We start from the raw sequence: 22,256 nt of genomic DNA on the forward strand, positions 1-22,256 counted from the left end.
TATAGCAACCATGTCCGGCCAATTTAGGTAAAGGGAAAACATGCCAGGGCGAATACTCGGGCTCGCGCTGCCGCTGCTAGTCACGGTTTTGTTTATGTTCGCCTTACGGCCATTTGCCCGCAGTGTGGGGCTGATCGACCGACCCGGCGGGCGCAAGATGCACATCGGCGATATCCCGGTCATCGGCGGCCTGGCCATGTTTGCAGGCTTTTTGATCAGCAGCATTTACAGTTATCAGGCATTGCCTGACTATCCTTACCTGATCGCCGGCCTTGCGGTGCTGGTGTTGATCGGCGTGCTGGACGATCGTTTCGATCTGCCTGCGCCGGTGCGCTTCATCGGCCAGACCTGCGCGGCGCTGCTGATGGTCGGCGGCGCCAACGTGGTGGCGACCCACATCGGCCCGGTGTTTTTCGGCCAGGTGGTGCAGTTGGGCTGGTTCTCGGACCTCTTCACCATCACCATCGTGCTGACCGCCATCAACGCCTTCAACATGTTCGATGGCAGCGATGGAGTCGCGGGCGCACAGGCGCTGATGGGGCTGGTGTTCATGGGCTTCGCCTGTGTCATGGCGGGGCAGATGGGTTTCATCCCGTTGATCGTCAGCATGATCGGCTGTCTGATCGGTTTCTTGATTTTCAACTGGCCGTCCAAGCGGACCAAGTCGGTGCGGGCCTTCATGGGCGATGCGGGCAGCACCATGCTCGGTTTCCTGCTGGCGTGGCTCGCGATTGACCTGTCGCAGGGGCCCCAGCCCGTGTTCACTCCGGTGGTGGTGCTATGGATTTTCGCGCTGCCGATCTTCGATTTGTTCAGCAGTATGCTGCGGCGGATGATGAATGGCTTGTCGCCGTTCCATGGCGATTCGGATCACCTGCATCATGTGCTGCGTCGGCACGGATTGAGCTCACGCAAAGTGGCGCAGACGGTGCTGCTGGGCGCCGCGATCAGCGCCGCCATAGGCGTCGGCGGTTACCGGCTCGGCATTCCGGACGGCGCGTTGCTGCTCGCCTGGCTGTCGATGCTGGTGATCTATCACGTCGTTTTCGGCAGCAGCCTGGTCCTCGGACGCCGGCACCCGACGCCTTCGGCGAACGAAGGGCTGGCGGCGAGTGCCATCATGTCCTTGTGGAGACAACGTCGCCGCTGAGCGTTCCGACCAGATGGGGCTCGCGCGGCTCACCCGCAGCGAGGGCTCCGTGACGTGAGGAACCTGTCCCGCACCAACAAACGGCTGGTGATGTTGACGGCGGATGTGCTCGGCATTCCGCTGGTCTTCTGGCTTGCGGTGACCTTGGGCGGCGGAAGCTCACAACACCCTGGAGCAGGGGTGGCATGGATTTACGCAGCGCTGCTGCTCACCAGTGTCCCGGTGTTTTTTCAAATGGGCCTGTACCGCGCAGCGCTGCGGTACCTGGGGCATCGCGCGATCGTTGCCGTGACCACGGGCGTGACCGCATCGGTCGCGTTGCTGGCGATCGTGATGCTCATCTGGCCGTCGAGCGCCGTGCCGATCTCGGCGCTGCCCATCTATTGGGCGTTCGCGCTCATCTATGTGGGCGGGACCCGCTACATTGCTCGAACGCTCCTCAACTATCGCGTCTATACGGGATCGCCACGAGTGGTGATTTACGGCGCGGGTGAAGCGGGGCAGTTGCTGGCCGCTTCGTTGTCACAGACCGGGCGCTATCAGCCGGTCGGATTCATCGACGACAACCCGAGCCTTCACGGCAGCATCGTGCTCGGCCTGGAAGTTTTCGCCCGCTCGGCGCTGCCGAAACTGGTGAGCGACGAAGGCGTCCAGGCGGTCTTGCTGGCGCTGCCGTCGTTGACGCGTCGTCGCCGCCAGGAGATTCTGAAATCCATCGAACCGTTGTGCCTGCTCGTGCAAACCGTGCCGGATCACGAGGACATTCTTTCCGGCACCGCCAAGGTCGAAGATGTGCGCGATGTGCATCCGGGCGATCTGCTGGGCCGCGATCCGGTGCCGCCGGACGCGCGGCTGCTGGATGCATGTATTCGCGCCAAGGTCGTTCTGGTGACGGGCGCAGGCGGCTCCATCGGCGCGGAGCTGTGCAGACAGATCGTGCGCCTGCAGCCTGCGAGGCTGCTGCTCTACGAGATTTCGGAACTCGCGCTATACAACATCGAGCGCGAGTTGCGCGCACTGCTCGCGTTGGAGAGCTTGGAGGTGGATTTCGTCGCCTTGCTGGGCGATGTGCATCAGACGCGGCGCTTCAGGGAAGTGCTGCATCTTTACTCGGTGCAGACCATCTATCACGCCGCCGCCTATAAACACGTGCCGATCGTCGAGCAGAACGTCTTCGAAGGCATTCACAACAACATCTTCGGGACCTGGAGGGCAGCCGAAGCGGCGCTGGAAACCCGGGTCGAAACTTTCATTCTGATCTCGACTGACAAGGCGGTGAATCCCACTAGCGTGATGGGCGCCACCAAACGTTTCGCGGAGCTGGTGCTGCAGGCGCTGCAGACTCCCGCCGCGCCCACTCGCTTCTGCATCGTCCGCTTCGGCAACGTGCTCGGCTCCTCCGGCTCGGTGGCGCCGCTGTTTCGTGAGCAGATCTCGCGTGGCGGACCGGTGACGGTGACGCATCCGGAGGTCAGTCGATATTTCATGACCATCCCGGAAGCGGCGCAGCTGGTGTTGCAGGCAGGCTCGATGGGCCAGGGCGGCGATGTGTTCGTGCTCGACATGGGCAAGCCGGTGCGCATCGCCGATCTGGCCAAACGCATGATCAACCTGATGGGACGCACCGTGCGCGACGAGGAGAATCCGGAAGGCGATATCGAGATCGTCTACACCGGATTGCGGCCGGCGGAGAAGTTGCGCGAGGAACTGCTGATCGGCACCAACGTCACAGGCACCGAGCACTCGATGATCATGCGCGCGATGGAGCATTCGTTGCCGTGGCCGCAGATCCGGCAAGTGCTCGATGAGCTGTCGGTGGCGCTGAACCATTTCGATTGTGATAAAGCCCGTCAGCTGCTGATGCAGACCGTGGCCGAATACAAGCCTACGACCGACATCAAAGATCTGGTGTGGGAGCACAGGGCGGTGATGGCGCCGGGCGAGGCAAGCAATGTCACGCCGCTGCAGAGGCGCGTGCGCGGGACCACGCCGCCGCATTCACCAACCGGCCATTGAAACATCCGTCGCGCAGCGAACAACGCGCCATTTCTGGCTGAACTCGTCGTTTAACTGCAGATTTGCCCACCCTTGCCCCGAGGCATGATCTCCGCCAGGGCAAGGGAATGCCCGCCGTCCGGTCCTCCCCACTCCCGCCGGACGATCCTCAGGGAAACCTGGGTCTCCCCACGGAGCACAGGATGTGCTCCGTGGTTCTTTCGCTCTTCTGCGCGGAGCACACGCACGGTTACCCGGTTCGCGCTGTCGATAGCGCGGCGCAGGTCGGGCTTCAGTAGCTTGGCTGGGAATTTAGTCGCCGCGGGTCGCTGTTAACGACCCGCGGCGGACTGAGTGGGGTGATGCGCTTTGCACGTCCGCCTGGCCTCCCTGGCACACGACCTCGTGCTCACGCGGGCTACATCCTGTTCTTGGTGACTCACTTTCCTTATGAGTGTCGTCTTCTGCCGTGGGAGCAGCGCGAAGGCGACTTCAGGAAGAGTTGCGAGCCTGCTCGTTCCGTAGCAGTAACGTGCCGAACACCGACATCCTGTCGACTTTCGACCGTCGCGTGCGTCCCTGCACGGCTCGCGCTTCCTTGGGGCAGCCCTCGTCGTCCGTGGCGAAGCTGCTGTTCCTACTAAGTAAAGCGACAAACGAGACGATTTACCCTCGCAGCCGGGGAGGATTTGCTGAAATATTTTCAGGTTATGCAATATTTCGGGGGAACTGTAGGTGCTCGCCGACTGCTTTACCCTACCTACCGGGTCCGTTAAGCTCCCCGGCCATTTTTCCTTTGAGTCCAGCGAGTTATCGCCATGCGTTTGACCATTTTCGGCTCCGGTTACGTGGGCCTCGTGACCGGAGCCTGCCTGGCCGAGGTCGGCAACAACGTTCTGTGCGTGGATGTGGACGAACGCAAGGTCGAGAGACTGAAGCGCGGCGAGTCGCCTATCTACGAGCCGGGCCTGGACGACCTGCTGCGGAAGAATCTGGCGGCCGGCCGCCTCAATTTCACTACCGATGCGGTGGAAGGGGTCAAGCACGGCCTGTTTCAGTTCATCGCGGTCGGCACGCCGCCGGACGAGGACGGTTCGGCCGACCTGAAGTACGTGCTGGCGGTGGCTGAAACCATCGGTAAAAACATTGGCGAATATCGCGTGGTGGTCACCAAGTCCACGGTGCCGGTGGGCACCGCCGACAAGGTCAAGGCCAAGATCAACGCGACCCTGGAGGCCCGCGGCGCGCAGTTCGAATTCGACGTGGTCTCCAACCCCGAATTCCTCAAAGAGGGCGCGGCGATCAACGACTTCATGAAACCGGACCGAATCGTGGTCGGCACCGACAACCCGCGCACGGCCGAGTTGCTCAAGGCGCTGTACGACCCTTTCACCCGCAACCGCGAGCGCATGATCGTGATGGACGTGCGTTCCTCGGAGCTGACCAAGTACGCTGCCAACGCCATGCTCGCGACCAAGATCAGTTTCATGAACGAGCTCGCCAACCTGGCCGAGCGCATGGGCGCCGACATCGAGAAGGTCCGCCAGGGCATCGGCTCGGATCCGCGCATCGGCTATCACTTTATTTATCCGGGCATGGGCTATGGCGGTTCCTGTTTCCCGAAAGACGTGCAGGCCCTGTCGCGCAGCGCCTCGGACCACAAGTTCAATGCCGAGCTGTTGAATGCGGTCGAGGCGGTCAACAAGCGTCAGAAGACGGTGCTGTTCGAGAAAATGCGCACATTCTTCAACGACGATCTGGCCGGTAAGACGGTGGCGTTGTGGGGTCTGGCGTTCAAACCCAATACCGACGACATGCGCGAGGCGCCGAGCCGCACGCTGCTCGAGGCCTTGTGGGCGGCGGGCGCCAGGGTGCGCGCCTACGACCCGGTGGCGCATGAAGAAGTGCATCGTATCTACGGCGAGCGCGCCGATCTGCAACTGGTGAAGTCGGCCAACGAGGCGCTGCAAGGCGCCGACGCGCTGGCGATCGCCACCGAGTGGCAGGAATTCCGCAGCCCCGATTTCGACCTGATCGCCTCGCAGCTGAGCAGGAAAGTGATCTTCGACGGCCGTAATCTGTACGACCCGGCCTTCGTCAAACGATTTGGATTGAAGTACTACGCCATTGGGCGAGGTGACAGCGTATGTTGATTCCCGTGATTCTTTCTGGCGGTTCGGGCACGCGCCTGTGGCCGCTGTCGCGCGAGCTGTATCCGAAGCAGCTGCTGCCCCTGGTCGGCAAGGGGACCATGCTGCAGGAAACGCTGGCGCGGGTCGCCGGAGTCGAAGGGCTGAGCGCGCCGGTCGTGGTGTGCAACGAGAGCCACCGCTTCCTGGTGGCCGAGCAGGTGCTTGAAGCGGGCATCAAGCCGCAGGCCATCGTGCTCGAGCCGGTGGGCCGCAACACGGCGCCGGCGGTGGCGGTGGCTGCGATGGTCGCCGTTTCCGAGGCGCCGAATGGCGCCAAGACGCCGGAAAGCGATCCTCTGCTGTTGATCCTGCCGGCCGATCACGTCATTCGCGACGTGAAGGCGTTTCGCGCCGCTCTGGACATCGGCCGCAAAGCGGCGGCCGAGGGCAAGCTCGTCACTTTCGGCGTGGTGCCGAACAAGCCCGAGACCGGCTACGGCTACATCAAGCGGGTCAACGGGGCAGGGCCGGCGTACGCCATCGATCGCTTCGTCGAGAAGCCCGATCTCGCCACGGCGCAGTCCTACGTGGCGTCGCAGGAATATTTCTGGAACAGCGGCATGTTCCTGTTCCGAGCCTCGACTGTTTTGAACGAGCTGCGCGAGCTGTCGCCGAAGATCTACGAAGCCTGTGCGCAGGCGGTCACGGCCGCCAAGCGCGATCTGGATTTCACGCGCCTGCCGACCAAGGAGTTCGGCGCGTGCCCGAGCGATTCGTTCGACTATGCGGTGATGGAAAAGACCAAGCACGGCGTGGTCGTGCCGCTGGATGCGGGTTGGAGCGACGTGGGCTCGTGGTCGGCGTTGCATGAGGCCATTCCGGCCGATGAGGAAGGCAATGTCACCTTGGGCGACGTGCTCACCGCCGATTCGAACGGCAACTATCTGCACTCGACCAGTCGTCTGGTGGCGGCGGTCGGCCTGAAAGACCACGTGGTGGTTGAGACCAAGGACGCGGTGCTGGTGGCGCCCAAGAGCCGCGTGCAGGATGTGAAGGAACTGGTCAATCAGTTGAAGAAGCAGGGTCGCTACGAAACTTCCTTGCATCGGGAAGTGTTTCGGCCCTGGGGCAGTTACGACAGCATCGATCACGGCCAGCGCTTCCAGGTGAAACGCCTGTCGGTGAAACCGGGCGCGTCCATGTCGTTGCAGCTGCATCATCACCGTGCCGAGCACTGGATCGTGGTGTCGGGCACCGCGCGGATCACGCGGGGCGACGAGGTTTTTCTGCTGGAGGAAAATCAGTCGACCTACATTCCGCTGGGCACCAAGCACCGCATCGAGAACCCGGGCAAGATCCCGCTGCACATCATCGAGGTGCAGTCGGGCGGCTACCTGGGTGAGGACGACATCGTGCGTTTCGAGGATCGCTACGGCCGTGAAGGCGAGAAATAGCTGACCCCATCGTTCGACTCACTCTTCGCCCGATCACGCATCGAAAACAAAGGAACGTGCATGTCCGCCACCCCGTCCTCCGCTATTGTGGGCTTCAAGGCCTATGACTATCGCGGCCGAATCCCGACCGAGCTCAATCCCGACGTGGCCTATCGCATCGGCCGTGCGTACGCGGAGTTTCTCAAGCCAAAGCGCGTGGTCGTGGGCCGCGACATTCGCAAGTCCAGCGAGGAGCTGTGCGCCGCGTTGACGCGCGGCCTGCTCGATTCCGGCGTGGATGTTTACGACATCGGCCTGTGCGGCACGGAGGTCGTGTACTTCGCGACCTTCAGTGAAGGCATGGACGGCGGCGTGATGGTGACCGCCAGCCACAATCCGCCGGACTACAACGGCATGAAGTTCGTGCGCGAGCAGTCGCGGCCGATCAGCGGCGATACGGGGTTGAAGGACATCCAGCGCATCGCCGAAGCGAACGCGTACTCGCCGCCCGCCAGGCAGGGCACGCGCCACGTGCTGGATGTGAGCAGAAAATATATCGAGCACCTGCTGTCGTACCTCGACAAGTCGAGGCTCAAGCCGCTCAAGATCGTGGTGAACGCCGGCAACGGCGGCGCCGGCCTGATCGTGGATCAGCTCGAGCCGCACCTGCCGTTCGAGTTCATCAAGATCAACCATCAGCCCGACGGCAGCTTCCCGAACGGCGTGCCGAACCCCATGCTGGAAGCGAACCGCCTGGCCACCATCGAGGCCATCAAGCAACACAAAGCGGACTGCGGCGTGGCCTGGGACGGCGACTACGATCGATGTTTCCTGTTCGACGAGCACGGCAGCTTCATCGAGGGTTATTACATCGTGGGCCTGCTCGCCTCGGTATTCCTGAAGCAGGAGCAGGGCGCGCGCATCGTGCACGATCCGCGACTGACCTGGGCCACCACCGATATGGTCGAGTCGCTCGGCGGCAAGGCCGTGATGTCCAAGTCCGGCCATGCCTTCATGAAGGACGTGATGCGCGAGGCGGACGCGGTGTATGGCGGCGAGATGAGCGCGCATCATTACTTCCGTCGCTTCGGTTACTGCGACACCGGCCAGATCCCCTGGCTGCTGGTGGCGCAGATCATTTGCGACAGTGGCAAGAGCCTGTCGCAGCTGGTCGGCGAGCGCATCGCCAAGTATCCGGCCAGCGGCGAGATCAATCGCAAAGTGGCCGACGCCAAGGCCACCATCGCCCGCGTACAGGAGCGGTACCAGCCGGGCGCGAAATCGGTCGACTTCACCGACGGTCTTTCCATCGAGTTCGACACCTGGCGCTTCAATCTGCGCTCATCCAACACCGAGCCGCTGATCCGCTTGAACGTGGAGAGCCGCGGGGACGAGGCGCTGATGAAGTCTCGCACTGCAGAGTTGCTGCAGATGATCGGTGGGGAAGAAGCTCACTGATCGTTCCGTGGGCGGCGCCGGGGTAGGCGATTTCACCTCCGCCGCGACCGGCGTCGACTCGGCCGGGCGCCCAGCAACTGCGAGGACCCTTGGCGCTTCATAGCGGGGTTTACCGGCTTGCTGGGCGACCGGCGTTACGAGACGATCATTGCGGACGCTCGCCGCTGCATCGATCGCGTACTGGCCGGTACGCACACAAGTCGAATTTGATCGATGACTCGCTGGGGCTGGGCCAAGTCACGCGGGTGAATCAAAGCGGCGGCAGGGGGACCTGTCGGTGGACGCGCGCGATCCCGATGCGGATGCGTATCGCTCCGGCCGAGGCCGCGCTGGATCGCGGAGCGACGGTGTTTTTCAGCATTGCCAAGGGGCAGCAATGAGCGAGCGCTACATCCTGCTGGTCGAGGACAACCCGGACGACGAGGAACTGACGCTGCTCAGCCTGCGCAAGAACAATCTCGCGCACGACATCGTGGTGGTGCGCGACGGGGTGGAAGCGATCGAGTATCTGTTCGGCACCGGTCAGTACGCCAGCCGCGATGTGATGAACGCGCCCACCGTGATCCTGCTGGATCTGAAGCTGCCCAAGCTCGACGGACTCGGCGTGTTGAAACGGCTGCGCGCCGACGAGCGGACCCGCAATCTGCCGGTGGTGGTGCTGACATCCTCGAGCCAGGACGCCGATGTGATCGCCAGCTACAATCTCGGCGCCAACAGTTACGTGCGCAAGCCGGTCGAATTCGGGGCATTTGTCGAAGCGGTCAGCAGCCTGGGGCTATATTGGGTCATGCTGAACCGACCGCCGCCGTTCCAAGTGACCTGATGCGTGACATGATTTGACCGCGCGCATCGTCATCCCTAAACTACGCGCCCCTTCAAACCATAAGACGGTTCGTGGGGCCGGCATCGGGCGGTTAGCTCAGCGGTAGAGCACTGCTTTCACACGGCAGGGGTCACAGGTTCAATCCCTGTACCGCCCACCACTCCCTACGATTCGGATGGAAGACCGGCGCCATGGCCGATGAGCAGCCATGGCCATCCGTACTCGTTTCGCTCCCAGTCCCACGGGCTTGCTGCATATCGGCGGCGTTCGGACGGCGCTGTTCTCCTGGCTGTATGCGCGTCGCCATGGCGGCGTGTTCATCCTGCGCATCGAAGACACCGACCGCGAGCGCTCCACCGACGCAGCTACGCAAGTGATCCTCGACGGCATGGAATGGCTTGGCCTCACCGCCGATGAAGGCCCGTTCTACCAGACCCGGCGAATGGATCGATATCGCGAAGTCATTGGCCAGTTCCTGCAGGCCGGGCACGCGTATCACTGCTATTGCTCCAAGGAGGAGCTGGAGGAGATGCGCAACCGTCAGCTCGCGGCCAAACAGAAGCCGCGCTACGACGGCACCTGTCGCAATCGCACCGAGCCGCGGCCCGGCGTGTCGCCAGTGGTGCGCTTCAAGAATCCGCTCGAAGGCAGCGTAGTGGTCGAGGACGCAATCCACGGCAACGTGGTGTTCGACAACATGGAGCTCGATGATTTGATCATTGCGCGCTCCGATGGCACGCCCACGTACAACTTCTGCGTGGTCGTCGATGACAGCGACATGAAGTGCACGCACGTCATTCGCGGCGACGATCACCTTAACAACACGCCTCGCCAGATCAACATGCTCAGGGCGCTCGGCGCGCCGATTCCTCTGTACGCGCACGTTCCGATGATCCTGGGGCAGGATGGCGCGAAGCTGTCGAAGCGTCATGGCGCAGTGAGCGTGCTTCAGTATCGCGAGGACGGCTTTCTGCCCGAGGCGCTGCTCAACTATCTGGTGCGCCTCGGCTGGTCGCATGGCGACCAGGAAGTGTTCTCGATGGAGGAGATGACGCAGCTGTTCGACATCAAGGATGTGAACAAGTCGGCGTCGGCGTTCAATCCCGACAAGCTGCTGTGGCTGAATCAGCAGCACATCATGCGCGCGACGCCGGAACGGCTCGCGCACTACCTGAAGCCGCAGCTCGCAGCGCTTGGCGTCACTGTGAGCGACGACGCCAGGCTGGCGGCTGTCGCCAAGGCTCAGCAGGAGCGCGCCAAGACCCTCAAGGAGATGGCGCAGAACAGTGTCTTCTTCTTCGAGGACGTGACTGCGTACGACGAGAAGGCGGCAAAGAAGAATCTCGCTGCCGAGGCGGCCGGTCCGCTCGAGGCCGTGCTGAAGAAGCTCTCGGACCTGCAGACGTGGACGGCCAGCTCATTGCACGACGTAGTGAATCAGACGGCCACGGAGCTGGGGGTGGGTATGGGCAAGGTGGCCCAGCCGATTCGCGTCGCTGTATCCGGTGGCACGGTGTCGCCGCCCATCGACGTGACGCTCGAAGTGCTCGGTCGTGAGGTGACGCTGTCGCGGCTGGAGCGGGCTTTGGCTTACGCACGTGCGTCGGGCGGCTGATACATAGTCAGGAATCTCGCCAAAAAAGGAGGGCGGAACAGGAAATCAAGCAGCAATCCTTGACAGCTCGGTGCCGCTTCCCTACATTGCGCGCCTCTCGCGTGGGGCTATAGCTCAGCTGGGAGAGCGCTTGCATGGCATGCAAGAGGTCGCCGGTTCGATCCCGGCTAGCTCCACCAAGTCCCGACGTCTTACCGCGTCCCCATCGTCTAGAGGCCTAGGACATTACCCTTTCACGGTAGTAACCGGGGTTCGAATCCCCGTGGGGACGCCATCTTCTGGCTGCTGCGCAAGGCAGTAGCCAGAGTGGGCGTCGGGCGCCTCGATCTACGATCGAGCAATCAGCAGGTCTCCTCTCACCGAAGCCCTCAACTCAAGCTCGCGCCACGATTTCTATGTGGGTAGCGTATCGAGCGGGCACCACCGCGCCGATAGAATTCTTTACGGCGGCAAAGGCCCGATTGCGGTAGAAGCGCACGGCGGGAAGCAGGTTCAAATGCCGCCCCGAGACGATCTCGAATCCCGCGCGGCTCATTTCCGTCATCAGTTCGTGCAGTCCGTAATAGCGAGTGTGTCCCGGGTAGTCGCTGGCCTCGCTGGCGATGCTGTCGAGCGGATTGCGGCCGAAGATCAGCTTGAGAATGTATCCGTAATACGACGCATTGTTGGTGGTGACGTAGATCAGGGCTCCCGGCTTGGCGATGGCTCGCAGGTTCTGCAGCGCTCGCAGCGGCTGGCGCAGGTGCTCGATGATCTCCATGAACAGAATGATATCGGCGTCGCTGGGGGCGCGGTACGACTCGATGCTTTCGTTGATGTGAACGATCGCGTTTCGGCGCAGGAACTCGCTGAAATAGTCGCTTTGGGTGATGCCGAACGACTGGTACTGGTTGTGCTGACCAAACACCTTGAACGCGGTGCCCGGATAGGCGCCGATATCCAGAATCTTCTTTCCCGTCGGCCGCTGGGTTGCTTCGAAAGCACGTTGGAACCGGTATAGCTCCCGCGCGTGGATATCCACAGGTCTGAACAGAGGATCGTCGGCGACGATTAGTTCGTCCATCGGGGTGGCGAGTCTAGCAAAGTAGGCTAGCGCGTACAGCTGTGTAAATTCGCACGCAACGATCTCTCGGTTTTTCGGCGTGCTGCGAGTGTCAGCCGGTGCATTCGATGCAAACACGATTGCGATCGCAGGGAGTGTCGGCTGCTCGCCGCATTCTGCCGTGTGTCGCTGCACGACATTCGCTCCGGATTGAAGCGGCCAGCATCACTTCTGTGCATCCAATAAGTACGCTTTGCGATGGATGATCGTCCGCGTCCTGCGGACAAATGCGCGACTCTCACGCGACGCGAATCAAACAAACAAATAACCTTGCTGTGACCTACTGCCACTATGCCCAAGAATCGCGGGGCTGAGCCGATGCCATATCAATAGTGGCCGGGCTGGTGAATGCTGTGACCGAGCTTGAAGAAACAAACAAAACGCATTGCTGGCACCCATAGGTCAAACCGCCCATGCGGTTGATGGAACGTTCCTAAAGGAGAGTTAACAATGTCTTATCGCCGACGCATTCACGTTCCCGGTGGAACGTATCATGTGGTTCAGCGCGGCACCAAACAGCGGCCGATCTTCTCGCAGCCCGAAGACTACGAGCTGTTCGAGTCGGTATTGCAAGCAGCGCTGCGCAGTACCGGTGCACGGGTGCATGCCTATTGCTGGACGACGGAAGCTGTATATCTGGCCGTGCAGATCGATGAGATTTCTCTGGGGCATTTCATGCAGTGGCTGAAGAGCCGGTATGCCCGCGGCATTCAACGCCGTCTTGGCGAGCGCGGTCATCTCTTTCAGGTGCGTTACGACGCGGTGATCGTCGATCCGAAGGCGTATCTGACCAATGTCATACATTACATTCACTACGTTCCCGTGCTGAAGGGCCTGGCGGCGACGCCGGATGAATTTCAGTACTCGAGTCATCATGCGTATGCAAACACGCGAGAAATCCCATGGGTGCACTGTGGCACGACGCGCCGCTTGCTCGGCAAGAGAGATGAGCAGGCGCAGGCTTACCAGACGTTAATGGCGCAGGCGCCGACGGCGCAGGTGATCAGTATGGTCGAGCGTGGCATGCCCAAGACGCCGGGCATTCTCGGCGGGCCGGAGCTGGCGGAGCTCGCCGGCCATCGCCCCAAGCGCGCAGCCCGCATGACATCCGATCAAATCACGCGTCATGTGTGTCGCATGCTGGATGTGTCGCGTGAAGATGTGTTGTCGAAGTCGCGACTGCGGAAGCTGGCGCTTGCTCGCGCAGTCATTGCCTGGCACGCAACGGTGCGCGGCATTGCGACCCTGGCGGAGATCTCTCGATATCTCGGGCGCGTGTCTTCGACGCTGTCGAAGACCATCACCTCGTATCGAAAGCGGCAGCCGGACCTGTTCAAGCTCGATGCGTTCACTCACTTACTGCCGCTCACGCCGTCGGGCTACGACATGACGGAGGATGAATTCGGCGAAGTCGCTCAACATACCGCGCATGCCGGCAGTCGCGACCAGGACGCCATGTATTGACGCAATGGATCGAGAAGGCTAACGCTCCCAAGTCATGGTCCGAATGCGGGCTTTGGCTTGGGTGATGTACTTCTCGACGGTGTGGATGCTGAGCCCGAGCTCCGCGGCAACCTCCTCATAAGAGAGACCGCGGTGCTTGTGCGCGAGTAGCACCATTGCCTGCGTTCGCGGGAGTCGAGCGAGCGCGCGCTCGAGTTGTTGTTGCAGATTGAGTCGTTCGGCCAGTTCGTCCGTCGTCTCCCAGCCTTCCTCTGGATTCTCTTCTTTCTCGTCTCTGAGCAGCTCGCGCTGTCGCCGCGAATCGGTGCGGTAATCGGCGACCAGGTGGGAGGCGATGCCATATATATATGCGAGCGGCTTCTGCACGCATTTCTCGCCATCCATCCGCAGCAGCCGAAGATAGACCTCTTGCGCCAGATCCTCCGCGTCCTGCGGCCCGAGGCGGTGCGCCAAATAGCGGTGCAGGTGCTTGTCATAGTCCCGAAATGACGAGGCGCCGAAATCGAAACCGTGCCCCCGCAGGGCCAGATCACTTGCGTTCGTTGCCATTCTGCATCACCTGCGCCGAGACGCAGTGACCGCTAGCAAATCGTTGACTCGACAAAATGACGCGCGCTCCGCGCGAGCTTTGCTGCAAAGAACATTTGTATGTGAGTTGGCGACAAAGTGACAAATTCATTACCGACTTTTTGCCGTTGTTTCCGACAAGCTAATCAACACAGCTTCCTTATTGAGTGGGACTGCATCAAACGGCAAGGACAGCCCTGCACATAAGTAAGTGAATGAACGGGGGATAGGAAAATGTTACTGATCGCTGGCTTGTTGACGAATCGACTGCCCCGTGGGCGCCACATGGTGCTGCGCACGTGAGCGGCCAGGCACAACGTCGCCTCGAGGCGGAGCCCGACGCGCAGGTCACCGAGGCCACGGATGAGATTCCAATCACGGGTGAAGAGTCGTCCGCCGCGCGCATGGCCAGTCGCAACGAGCGACTGACCAAATGGTTCGAGGTCTGGCGGGGCGCGATGAAACGCTGGTTGTCGAGCCGCTCGTCGATTCAGGCGGCGGATCTCGACGACGTGGCGCAAGAGGTGTTTCTGCGCTTGTTACGCTACAGCGACGATGCGGTGGTGGAGTATCCGCAAAGCTATCTTTTCCGGATCGCCACCAACGTCGTCAACGAATGGCGCGAGCGCGCGCGAAACAGCCTGCCGCATGACGATGTGTGGCTGGCCGACCTGCAGATCGAGCCGGATGCGGAGCCCGAGAGCTCAGTCGAGCACGACCTGGTGAATGCCTATGTGCGCCGCGCGGTCAGCCGACTGCCGCCGCGCCAGAGGCAGGTTCTGCTGCTTCATATAAGAGAGGATCTGACGTACAAGCAAATCGCCATCCAGCTCAAGTTGACTCCGCGCGTGGTGCGGCGAGATATCGCCCGCGCGTACGCGGAACTGCGATGTGACCTGAGTGCTTCCGACGTCGCGCACGGCTCACGGAAGAAGGGACGCAAACCGCCGCGCGAATCCCCGGGTGAACCGTAGCAATGCGGCCCATCCGGGTCATTCAGTTTCATGGTCCGGTCTAGCAGTGCGGGGGCGGGAGATCCGAGCACCGGATTCAACACCGGATCTGACCCAAGGCCGGAACTGCTAACAAGGGCCGCGTACTCGGATCCATCGCGCATGACTAGGAAGGCGGATGTCTGACCGTCCCCACAATCGAATGTCCAAAATCATCAGCGAAGAGGCCGCTGAATGGCTGGTGTGTCTCAGGGCGGGCATGACCAGCGGGGAGCGCCTGGAGTACGTGCGCTGGCTCAAGCAATCGCCCGCGCACGTGCGGGCGATGCTGGAATTGGCCTCCCTTGAGGGCCTGCTGCGAAGGTCCGATCTGGGAGACCTGCCGCCGACGGGGCCATCGGGTCCGCGGCAGTCGGATTCCACTGTCGTCGAGTTGATCCCGCGGCACGCGCGGGAAGAGTCTCCCTCCGAAGAGCGGCGTCGTTCGGCGTGGCGCCATTGGGCGTTCGCCGCGTCTACGTGCCTGTCTCGGGTCGGCTTCGCCAGCCGCGCCTTGTCCAAGCTGGTCGGCATCTGCCCCTGATCGCGGCCTCGTCCTTCGAGGCGCCCATTCCCATCTGAAATTTTTGAATCCGCGCATCATCGCGTCCGCGCGCAATGGTGCGTTGCGTCTGTGCCGTGTTTACGGCAACGAGCCACGCGCATGCCCGATGGCCGTCAGTAGCAGCCCTTAGCGGTTGACCAATGTTCATTCACAAGAGTATAACATTGAACATCGTTCACAGGGCCGCGCGACTCGGCAAGGAGATGCGGCCGCCGCGGACGCCGGATGACCACCGGGTGACGCCGGATGATCCCGGACGACATAGAGGCCTCAAGACTGACGCCGAGATGGTCCAAGTGGCTCGACAGCGTTGCAGCGACGTCGGAGTGCAAGCTAAGGAGAGCGGCGTTCGATCTCGATGCAGCTCGCTTGAGGAGATCTAGGGTGGCAAGCGAATCATCGTCTTCATGCACCTCTGCGGCGCCGGTCGCATCCTTGGGTGATGTTGGAGTGGCCAACACCGCTGCCCTGCGCGGCAAGCGCCGCCTGTCCTCATGGTTCGAAACCTGGCGCGCATCGCTGCGTCGCTGGCTGTCGGGCCGCTCGTCGGTGCCCTCGGCCGATCTGGATGCCGTGGCTCAGGAGGTGTTCGATCGCCTCACGCGCTACAGCGACCAAACATTGGCGGAGTATCCACAGAGCTACTTGTTTCACATCGCCGCCAACGTCGTGGATGAATGGCACGAGCGGGCCGGCAACAGCCGGCCGGCCGAAGACGCCTGGCTCAAGCTGCTGCAGCGAGAATCCGACGAGCGGGCCGCCAGTCACGTCGAGCACACGCTGGTCAACGAGCAACTCAAGGATGCAGTGAGCAAGCTGCCTTCGCGCCAGCGGGATGTGCTGATGCTGCACATCAATGAAGATCTGACCTACAAGCAGATCGCCAGTCGGCTCAAGCTCACGCCGCGCATCGTGCGGCGGGACATCGCACGAGCGTATGCTCAATTGCGTTGCGAGCTGCGCGTCGTCGAGCTCGACGTCATCTCGTCGGTCTAGATTCCGGGCCCGGTTCCACTCGAGCGACGTCAGTCAACGCCGAAGCCTCCGAGGGCTTCGGCGCGCGACGTGCAGCGTGCGATTTCGAATGATCGACACGGCCCGGGCAATCCGCGTAAAACCCAAGCACCGGCGATGAAACGAGCTTCGCGCACAAACATCGGTTGACTCCGCCGCGCCAGCAGCAAGACTGGCGCTGTCGTAAGGAAGCGTGGCTGAGTCGTATGAAGCAAAAATCCGCTCTGATCACCGGCATCACGGGCCAGGATGGCGCCTATCTCGCCGAGTTTCTTCTGAAGAAGAACTACGTCGTGCATGGCATGCGACGCCGCACCTCGCTGTTCAATACTCATCGCATCGATCATTTATATCTGGACGCGCACGAGCCCAACGCCAGATTGTTTCTTCACTATGGGGACATGACGGACAGCAGCAGCCTGACGCGCATCATCCAGAAGACCCAGCCGGATGAAATCTACAACCTGGCGGCGCAGAGTCACGTGGCGGTCTCGTTCGAGGAGCCCGAGTACACCGCCAATTCCGATGCGCTGGGCACGCTGCGCATTCTCGAGGCGGTGCGCATCTTGGGCATGGAAAAGAAGGTGCGTTTCTACCAGGCGTCCACCTCCGAGTTGTTCGGCATGGTGCAGGAGATTCCGCAGAAGGAGACCACGCCGTTCTATCCTCGCTCGCCGTATGCGGCGGCGAAGCTGTATGCATATTGGATCACCGTCAATTACCGGGAGGCGTACCAGATGTACGCCTGCAACGGCATCTTGTTCAACCACGAGTCGCCGATTCGCGGCGAGACGTTTGTGACCCGGAAGATCACGCGCGCCCTGGCGAGGATCAAATGCGGTCTGCAGGACTGCTTGTATCTGGGCAACTTGAATGCGATGCGCGATTGGGGGCACGCCAGAGATTACGTCGAGGCCGCGTGGCTGATGTTGCAGCGGGAAGCTCCGGAGGACTTCGTGGTCGCCACCGGCGAACAGCGCAGCGTTCGTGAGTTCGTCGAAGTGGCCGCGGACAAGGTTGGCATCAAGCTGCGATGGGTGGGCGAGGGCGTCGAAGAGAAAGGTTACGATCGTGCCGGCAATTGCGTGGTTGCCGTCGATCCGCGCTATTTCCGTCCGACCGAAGTGGAAACCTTGCTGGGCGATTCCAGCAGAGCGCGCGAGAGGCTGGGATGGAAGCCCCGGACTAGCTTCACGGATCTGGTGGCCGAGATGATGGTCGAGGATCTGAAGGAAGCCGAGTGCGAAGAGATGCTCAGGCCCCATGGATTCCCGACAGTGTTCGGCTCGCGCATCGCTTCCTGACGCGCCTGCATGCCGCGAGCGCTCATCACCGGCATCAACGGTCAGGATGGTTCTTACCTCGCCGAGCTGCTGCTCGATCGCGGTTATCGCGTCGTCGGTCTCATGCGTGAAGGCGCCGGGGAGCGCACTTCTCGAATCGATCATCTGAAGACGCGCATCGACCTGGTCACCGGCAGTCTGCTCGATGAAGCGCTCCTGCGAAGAATCATCGAGGACTATCGGCCCGACGAAATCTACAACCTGGCCGCGCGCGCATCGAGCCGCCAGTTGTTCGTCGATCCGGTGTTGACCGGCGACTTCAACGGGCTGGCCGTGGCGCGCATCCTGGAGGCGATTCGCACCGTGCGTCCGGGGGCGCGTTTCTGCCAGGCCTCGAGCAGCGAAATGTTCGGGGACGCCGGCGAAGCGCCGCAAAGCGAAGCGACGGCGTTCCGCCCAATCAATCCTTACGGCGTGGCCAAGCTATTCGCGCACGGCATGGTCCGTAGCTATCGAGAACACTTCGGCGTGTTCGCCTGTTCGAGCATTCTCTTCAACCACGAGAGTCCCCGGCGCGGCCCTGACTTTGTCACTCGAAAAATCTCCATGGCGGTGGCGCGGATCAAGAAAGGCAGCGCGAGCTCGTTGGAACTGGGGGATCTGGACGCCGTGCGCGATTGGGGCTACGCCGCGGACTACATGCACGCCATGTGGCTGATGCTGCAAGCGGAGTCGGCCGATGACTATGTCGTCGCGACAGGGGAGAGTCATTCCGTTCGCGAGTTCTGCGCCGTGGCGTTCGCTCACGTCGGCCTCGATTATCGCGACTATGTGCGCGTCGATCCCGGTGCCCGGCGGGCTGCAGAGAGGGTTCCGCGGATCGGAGACCCTAGCAAAGCACGCAAGATACTCGGGTGGCGGCCGACGGTTCCATTTGAAGATCTCGTCAGGATCATGGTGGACGCGGACCTCGCGGCGCTCTCTTAGCGGGCCGAGTAGCGAGCGCCATCCAGCGGATCTACGCTCAGTGAGCCAGCGGCTGTTGCCCGGGCGCCGGCTTGTTCGCGCCGGCATCCAGCCGCAGCGAACTCGACATGTCGCGCTTCGAACCGGTCATGCGCACCATTTCCAGTTGTGGCAGCGGAAAGATCAGATTCCGGTCGGTGAACCGGTCGTGCTCCAGAAAGAAATTTCGGAAGTGCCACGGCAGCACCAGGATGTAGTCCGGCTGCATCGCGAGGACTTCCTGCTCCGAGACGATCGGCAGCAAGGTCCCGGGCGTGAAGGCTTCGAATTTGTCGGGATTGACTTCGCCGACTCGCGCAATGTCGGCGGGAGTGATGCCGCAGTACTGCAAGAGCACGTTGCCCTTGGTCGAGGCGCCGAGCGCGCAGATGGTCTTGCCGAACTGCCTGGCCTCGTCCAGGAACGCGCGCAGCGTGGTTCGGCTGGCCGCGACATTGCGGGCGAAATCGTTGAACGGCCGCAGCGTGTGCAACCCGGTGCGCGCTTCCTCATCGAGGATTTGTTCGACCGCCGGGGACTCGGGATAGCGCGAGTCGCGCTTGGCCACCATCAGCGAGAAGCTGCCGCCGTTGATGTCGTTGAACTCGACGTCGACGATCTTCAGGTCGGCGCGGTCCGTCATCCACTTGATCTGTTTCAGGCCGTAGTACTCGAGGTGTTCGTGGCACACCGTGTCGTAGGAGTTCCTGAGCAACATGGTGGGCATATAACTTTGCTCGAGCACCCATACACCCTCGTCGTCCAGCACTTCGGCGACCTCCCGCATGAAGCCGAGCGGCGCTTCCAGGTCGTAGAACATCGAGAACGAGGTGACCACCGAAGCTTTGCGATCGGGGAAATGCCGTCGCAGGGTGGCGGCGGAGAAGAACTCGGGAATCAGTCGAATGTGCGCGGGATAGAACTGCTGGAACTTGGTGGCGGTCGGATCGATGCCGACCAGGGTGCAGCCCTGCGCCGGGTACGCCTGTAGCGTGGTGCTGTCGTTGGCGCCGATATCGACGATCAGTGCGTCGGCAGGCAGCGTCACCCGGTCGAGAATCCTGCGAACCTTGGACTGCAGGTGAGCCACCATGCTCGCGTTCAGACCCGAGCGATAACCATAGTTGTCGCCATAGAGCTCGCCGAGGTCGTAGGTATGCTGAAGCTGCAGCAGCCCGCACACGTCGTCCTCGCCGATGCATTTCACCAGTTTGAGCGGCCCGGAGGAGACCGGCTGCGTCCTGGACTTTGGAAAGACGCCGGTGAGCGCCTGGACCCCGAGGTCGAGAACTTCCACCAATTGCTTGTTCTTGCAGATGCGACACTCGGTGATCTGTTGATACATGTCCGCTCCACTGCATCAGTGCGTCCGTGGCTGATGGGGGGAAGGGTGCGTTCGCTCGCGCAGAATTGTTCGAGGCGGCTACTGGCGAGGAGCGAACTGGTTGAGCGCCGGGGAATTTGTCCGCCGGGTCTGTCGCGAGACACTTCGATGAGCAAACTCGACCGCCCGGCCTGTGCAGTCGCCCGGCCCGCCGGCCTTGTCTTAGGCCTGCTTTAGGGCGCCATCTCACGGCAGGCGACGTCACCCTGTCTGTGTTCAGCTACAAGGCCAACTCACGTTCAGATTCAGCGTGTTACGCAAGGCCATTCAGGTGCGACGGACAAAAATTGTCAGTAATCCGCGACGCACTCGGTCATCCCGGCCTGGTCAGCAGGGCGGTGCTTTTCACCTAACCGAATGATTCCACTGAGACTTTCAGCCGCTGGCACAGGTCTTGTTATCTCTTACGCCATGCTCTCGCACGCTTCGCCGGGCGAGATCTCAGCTCCCAGATATCAACGGCGCTATCAAAGACTTACAGCAGTTACCGCGAAGCAAGGTGAGCCTCGCGGGCAGCGGCACTAGTGGAGAATCATGCGTTCTACTTACTTTCCGGGTTGTTTGACCGGCTGCCTGGTCCTGGCTTCCGTACTGCTGACCGGCTGTGGCGGAGGCGATGGCGGCTCTTCCACCGGCAGCGCCACGAAGCCGGACGGCTCCTCCAACGCCGCGCCCTCCGTGAGCGGCACGCCAGGCGCGAGTGCGGTCGTAGGTCAGGCCTATAGTTTTCAGCCGGCTGCGACGGACGCCGATGGCGATCGTCTGACCTTCACGGTGGCCAATCTTCCCAGCTGGGCCAGCTTCAGCGCCGAGACCGGTCGCATCTCTGGAACCCCGACCGCCGCACAGGTGGGCGCGTACGAAAACATTACGATCACGGTGTCGGACGGCGCGGCCAGCGCACAGCTCGGCCCGTTCGCCATCAACGTCACGGACGTGAGCAGCAACAGCGCCACGCTCTCGTGGACGCCGCCGACGCAGAACGCCGATGGCAGCGCGCTGAGCAATCTCGCGGGCTACCAAGTGCGCTACGGCCGTAGCCTCAGCAATCTCGATCAGACGGTCAACCTGGACAATCCGTCCATCAATCGCTACGTGGTGGAGAACCTGAGCGCAGGCACGTGGTACTTCGCGGTGGTCGCGGTGAACAGCCGTGGCGCCACCAGCGAAATCTCCAACACGGCGAGCAAGACCGTCACCTGATCGTTGCCGCCGATGTCGAGAGGCCTCGGCCCCAGGATGTGCTGGGTCGCCGAGGCCTCGTTCACTTCGCCAAAGATTACGATCGGCGCCCGCCGATCAGTCTTCGTCGGTCTCCATCTGCGCCTGGCAGTAGTTCTGGATGCCGACCCGCTTGATCAGATCGAGCTGCGTCTCCAGCCAGTCGATGTGCTCTTCCTCGGACTCGAGGATGTCTTCGAACAGCTCGCGTGAGATGTAGTCGGCCACCTGTTCGCAATCGGCGATGGCCTGGCGCAGGTCCGGATGCGCCTGCATCTCCAGCTTCAGATCGCAGTTGAGCGCTTCCTCGACGTTCTCGCCGATCAGCAGCTTGCCCAGATCCTGCAGGTTGGGCAGTCCGTCCAGGAACAGGATGCGCTTGATCAGCCGGTCGGCATGCTTCATCTCGTCGATGGACTCTTTGTAGGTCCGCTCGCCCAGCTTCTTCAGGCCCCAGTGCTCGAACATCCGGGCGTGCAAGAAATACTGGTTGATGGCCGTCAGCTCGTTCTTCAGAACGTTGTTGAGATGACGCAATACCGTTGCGTGGCCCTGCATGTGCGCTCCTGGTCCAATGAATTCGAAGTCAGCCGCGAATCTTGGGGGAGCGATGCGGAATGAGGCAACTGCGCTACGGCGCAGCGAAGGAAGAGGGGAGACGGCAGCGCGAATTCCCGCGAGAATACGCGCCCTTGCTCAGGCGGCGACCGGACGATTCGCGGATTCGATATGAGACTCAATCACTTCTCGCGCAGATTCCTCGCAGCGGCCGCAGCAGGCGGCGACCGGCAGGCGCATCTGGACTTCGAAGAGCGAGCCCGCGCCCTGGTCGACGGCCTCGCGAATCTGGCGATCGCTGATGGCTTGGCACACGCAGATGTACATGGTGGTCGGCTCTCGATCCGAGCGGCCCTTGCATGAGCCGCGACAGTGGGGCCATCCTAAATACAAATGCGAATGATTGTCAATTGATGACAGGTCTGACAGCGCGTGGGCAGATTGCGGTCGGGTCCTCGGTCTGGGACCTGCCGCCCGCATTTGACAGTAGGCCCT

19 protein-coding genes and 3 tRNA genes are annotated in these 22,256 nt (G+C 61.9%); 17 read left to right on the plus strand and 5 right to left on the minus strand.

The window, feature by feature from the left end:
• The first annotated feature begins 94 nt into the window (after nt 1–94).
• The 10 genes from JM946_RS15675 to JM946_RS15720 all read left to right on the plus strand — a co-directional run bounded on the left by JM946_RS15675 (nt 95) and on the right by JM946_RS15720 (nt 10,880).
• The gene (locus JM946_RS15675; protein WP_203168283.1) at nt 95–1,150 is read left to right on the plus strand and encodes an MraY family glycosyltransferase; all 1,056 of its coding nucleotides are present in this window, start codon (nt 95–97) and stop codon (nt 1,148–1,150) included.
• A 54-nt stretch (nt 1,151–1,204) separates the two neighbouring features.
• Nucleotides 1,205–3,166: a polysaccharide biosynthesis protein gene (locus tag JM946_RS15680; RefSeq protein ID WP_203168284.1), complete on the plus strand. Its 1,962-nt coding sequence runs from the start codon at nt 1,205–1,207 to the stop codon at nt 3,164–3,166.
• Between the two features lie 797 nt (nt 3,167–3,963).
• A complete protein-coding gene (locus tag JM946_RS15685; RefSeq protein ID WP_203168285.1) occupies nt 3,964–5,298 on the plus strand; it encodes a UDP-glucose dehydrogenase family protein in 1,335 nt (444 codons plus the stop codon).
• The gene (locus tag JM946_RS15690) at nt 5,292–6,731 is read left to right on the plus strand and encodes a mannose-1-phosphate guanylyltransferase/mannose-6-phosphate isomerase (RefSeq protein ID WP_203168286.1); all 1,440 of its coding nucleotides are present in this window, start codon (nt 5,292–5,294) and stop codon (nt 6,729–6,731) included. The genes JM946_RS15685 and JM946_RS15690 overlap by 7 nt, the downstream gene beginning before the upstream one ends.
• Nucleotides 6,732–6,791: 60 nt before the next feature.
• Nucleotides 6,792–8,168 carry a phosphohexomutase domain-containing protein gene (locus JM946_RS15695; protein WP_203168287.1) on the plus strand — a complete coding sequence of 459 codons (1,377 nt, stop codon included), beginning with the start codon at nt 6,792–6,794 and terminating at the stop codon, nt 8,166–8,168.
• A gap of 376 nt (nt 8,169–8,544) precedes the next feature.
• Nucleotides 8,545–8,991 carry a response regulator gene (locus JM946_RS15700; RefSeq protein ID WP_203168288.1) on the plus strand — a complete coding sequence of 149 codons (447 nt, stop codon included), beginning with the start codon at nt 8,545–8,547 and terminating at the stop codon, nt 8,989–8,991.
• Between the two features lie 85 nt (nt 8,992–9,076).
• Nucleotides 9,077–9,151, plus strand: a tRNA-Val gene (locus tag JM946_RS15705).
• Nucleotides 9,152–9,199: 48 nt separating this feature from the next.
• Entirely contained in the window at nt 9,200–10,606 is a 1,407-nt protein-coding gene (gene gltX / locus JM946_RS15710) for a glutamate--tRNA ligase (protein WP_203168289.1), read from the plus strand.
• A 103-nt stretch (nt 10,607–10,709) separates the two neighbouring features.
• Nucleotides 10,710–10,785: transfer RNA gene (locus tag JM946_RS15715), tRNA-Ala, on the plus strand.
• A 19-nt stretch (nt 10,786–10,804) separates the two neighbouring features.
• Nucleotides 10,805–10,880, plus strand: a tRNA-Glu gene (locus tag JM946_RS15720).
• Nucleotides 10,881–10,979: 99 nt separating this feature from the next.
• On the opposite strand, the gene JM946_RS15725 is transcribed toward JM946_RS15720, so the two are convergent.
• Complete coding sequence (locus tag JM946_RS15725; RefSeq protein ID WP_203168290.1) at nt 10,980–11,669, minus strand: class I SAM-dependent methyltransferase; 690 nt, start codon at nt 11,667–11,669, stop codon at nt 10,980–10,982.
• Nucleotides 11,670–12,158: 489 nt separating this feature from the next.
• Between JM946_RS15725 and JM946_RS15730 the strand changes: the two genes are divergently transcribed.
• Nucleotides 12,159–13,172, plus strand: coding sequence for a transposase (locus JM946_RS15730; protein ID WP_203168291.1), 1,014 nt, complete (start codon nt 12,159–12,161; stop codon nt 13,170–13,172).
• Between the two features lie 18 nt (nt 13,173–13,190).
• Here the strand turns inward: JM946_RS15730 and JM946_RS15735 are convergent, their stop codons facing one another.
• Nucleotides 13,191–13,721, minus strand: coding sequence for an RNA polymerase sigma factor (locus JM946_RS15735; RefSeq protein WP_203168292.1), 531 nt, complete (start codon nt 13,719–13,721; stop codon nt 13,191–13,193).
• A 317-nt stretch (nt 13,722–14,038) separates the two neighbouring features.
• Between JM946_RS15735 and JM946_RS15740 the strand changes: the two genes are divergently transcribed.
• From JM946_RS15740 to JM946_RS15760, 5 genes are all read left to right on the plus strand, one after another.
• Nucleotides 14,039–14,713, plus strand: a complete 675-nt coding sequence (locus JM946_RS15740; RefSeq protein ID WP_203168293.1) for an RNA polymerase sigma factor — start codon at nt 14,039–14,041, stop codon at nt 14,711–14,713.
• A 181-nt stretch (nt 14,714–14,894) separates the two neighbouring features.
• Nucleotides 14,895–15,275: a FecR/PupR family sigma factor regulator gene (locus JM946_RS15745; protein WP_203168294.1), complete on the plus strand. Its 381-nt coding sequence runs from the start codon at nt 14,895–14,897 to the stop codon at nt 15,273–15,275.
• A 471-nt stretch (nt 15,276–15,746) separates the two neighbouring features.
• Entirely contained in the window at nt 15,747–16,292 is a 546-nt protein-coding gene (locus tag JM946_RS15750; RefSeq protein WP_203168295.1) for an RNA polymerase sigma factor, read from the plus strand.
• 224 nt (nt 16,293–16,516) lie between these two features.
• On the plus strand, nt 16,517–17,614 hold the full coding sequence (gene gmd, locus JM946_RS15755) for a GDP-mannose 4,6-dehydratase (RefSeq protein ID WP_203168296.1): 1,098 nt from the start codon (nt 16,517–16,519) through the stop codon (nt 17,612–17,614).
• 9 nt (nt 17,615–17,623) lie between these two features.
• Nucleotides 17,624–18,580, plus strand: a complete 957-nt coding sequence (locus JM946_RS15760; protein ID WP_203168297.1) for a GDP-mannose 4,6-dehydratase — start codon at nt 17,624–17,626, stop codon at nt 18,578–18,580.
• Between the two features lie 37 nt (nt 18,581–18,617).
• Here the strand turns inward: JM946_RS15760 and JM946_RS15765 are convergent, their stop codons facing one another.
• Nucleotides 18,618–19,943: a class I SAM-dependent methyltransferase gene (locus tag JM946_RS15765; RefSeq protein WP_203168298.1), complete on the minus strand. Its 1,326-nt coding sequence runs from the start codon at nt 19,941–19,943 to the stop codon at nt 18,618–18,620.
• 573 nt (nt 19,944–20,516) lie between these two features.
• On the opposite strand from JM946_RS15765, the gene JM946_RS15770 reads away from it, so the two are divergent.
• The gene (locus JM946_RS15770; protein WP_203168299.1) at nt 20,517–21,185 is read left to right on the plus strand and encodes a putative Ig domain-containing protein; all 669 of its coding nucleotides are present in this window, start codon (nt 20,517–20,519) and stop codon (nt 21,183–21,185) included.
• 96 nt (nt 21,186–21,281) lie between these two features.
• Here the strand turns inward: JM946_RS15770 and bfr are convergent, their stop codons facing one another.
• Together bfr and JM946_RS31285 are read right to left on the minus strand one after the other, a co-directional pair.
• Nucleotides 21,282–21,761 carry a bacterioferritin gene (gene bfr, locus JM946_RS15775; RefSeq protein WP_203168300.1) on the minus strand — a complete coding sequence of 160 codons (480 nt, stop codon included), beginning with the start codon at nt 21,759–21,761 and terminating at the stop codon, nt 21,282–21,284.
• A gap of 138 nt (nt 21,762–21,899) precedes the next feature.
• Nucleotides 21,900–22,241, minus strand: a complete 342-nt coding sequence (locus JM946_RS31285) for a bacterioferritin-associated ferredoxin (protein WP_322110939.1) — start codon at nt 22,239–22,241, stop codon at nt 21,900–21,902.
• Between the last annotated feature and the right edge of the window lie 15 nt (nt 22,242–22,256).

Origin of the sequence: Steroidobacter gossypii, from assembly GCF_016801985.1 — a bacterium.
GTDB lineage: Bacteria > Pseudomonadota > Gammaproteobacteria > Steroidobacterales > Steroidobacteraceae > Steroidobacter > Steroidobacter gossypii.